Below are 1,294 nucleotides of genomic sequence, written 5' to 3'. Positions count from 1 at the left end.
GGGCCGGGAGAGGTGTAAAAGAGCAGGCCCCCACCCCGTGAGAAGACCCCTCAACGGGTCCCCCAAGGCCCACCGCCGAGCCGTCACCGCCACCGTCACCGGCAACTTCATCGAATCCTTCGACTGGCTCGGCTACGGCCTCTTCGCCCCCTACTTCGCCGCCCAGTTCTTCCCCGCCGGCAACAACCTCACCTCCGTCCTCGGCGCCTTCGCCGTCCTCGGCGTCGGCGTCCTCATGCGCCCCCTCGGCGGCATCCTCCTCGGCCGCTTCGCCGACCGCCGCGGCCGCCGCCCCGCCCTCATGCTCGCCGTCTCCCTCATGGCCGGCGGCTCCCTCCTCATCGGCCTCACCCCCTCCCACGCCACCATCGGCATCCTCGCCCCCCTCCTGCTCCTGATCGCCCGCATGGCCCAGGGCGTCTCCCACGGCGGCGAATGGCCCACCGCCGCCGCCTACCTCATGGAAGTCGCCCCCGAACGCCGCAAATCCACCTACGGCAGCCTCTTCTCCCTCACCACCTGCGCCGGCGCCTTCACCGCCTCCCTCCTCGGCGGCGCCCTCACCGCCGCCCTCGGCCCCGCCGCCATGGCCGACTGGGGCTGGCGCATCCCCTTCCTCCTCGGCGGCGTCCTCGGCCTCTTCCTCCTCGTCCTGCGCGCCCGCCTCACCGAGACCGACGTCTTCCACCGCGAAGTCCGCACCCACCACGACCGGGGATCCCTCCGCAAGGTCCTCGGCACCCACCGCCGAAGCGTCCTCACCGCCGTCCTCCTGGTCGCCGGCACCGGCGCCGTCGGCGGCACCTGGACCGCCGTCGTCCCCGCCCTCGGCGGCCGCCTGGCCGCCCCCGGCACCATGTTCTGGGTCATCGTCACCGCCACCGCGGCCCTGATGATCCTCAACGTCCCCGTCGGCCTGCTGGCCGACCGCATCGGCGCCGCCCGCCTCCTGGTCGCCGCCAGCATCCTCTTCGCCGTCACCGGCTCCCTGGCTTACCTCACCATGCGCGGCACCTTCACCAGCCTCCTGCTCACCTACGGCTCCGGCACCCTCTACCTCGTCTGCGCCACCACCGTCCTGCCCAAGCTCCTCACCGAGATCTTCCCGCCCACCGTCCGCGCCCTGGGCGTCGGCCTGCCCAACGCCGTCACCAGCGCCGTCCTCGGCGGCATCGCCCCGGCCGCCGCCACCTACGCCGCACAAGCCGACGCCTCCGCCTACTTCATCGCCGGCGTGGCCGCCGCCGTCCTCCTGGCCCTCCCCGCGACCCTCCTGATCCGCACCACCCCCACC

General features: G+C 73.6%; 1 protein-coding gene. It reads left to right on the top strand.

What is annotated here, in order from left to right; genetic code table 11:
* Positions 1 to 37 precede the first annotated feature (37 nt).
* The coding region (locus tag C6N75_RS04905) for an MFS transporter (RefSeq protein ID WP_105867599.1) at positions 38 to 1,294 on the top strand (1,257 nt) is incomplete at its 3' end.

Source organism: Streptomyces solincola (assembly GCF_002982015.1).
Taxonomy (GTDB): domain Bacteria; phylum Actinomycetota; class Actinomycetes; order Streptomycetales; family Streptomycetaceae; genus Streptomyces; species Streptomyces solincola.
This window is presented reverse-complemented; position numbering and strand designations above follow the sequence as displayed.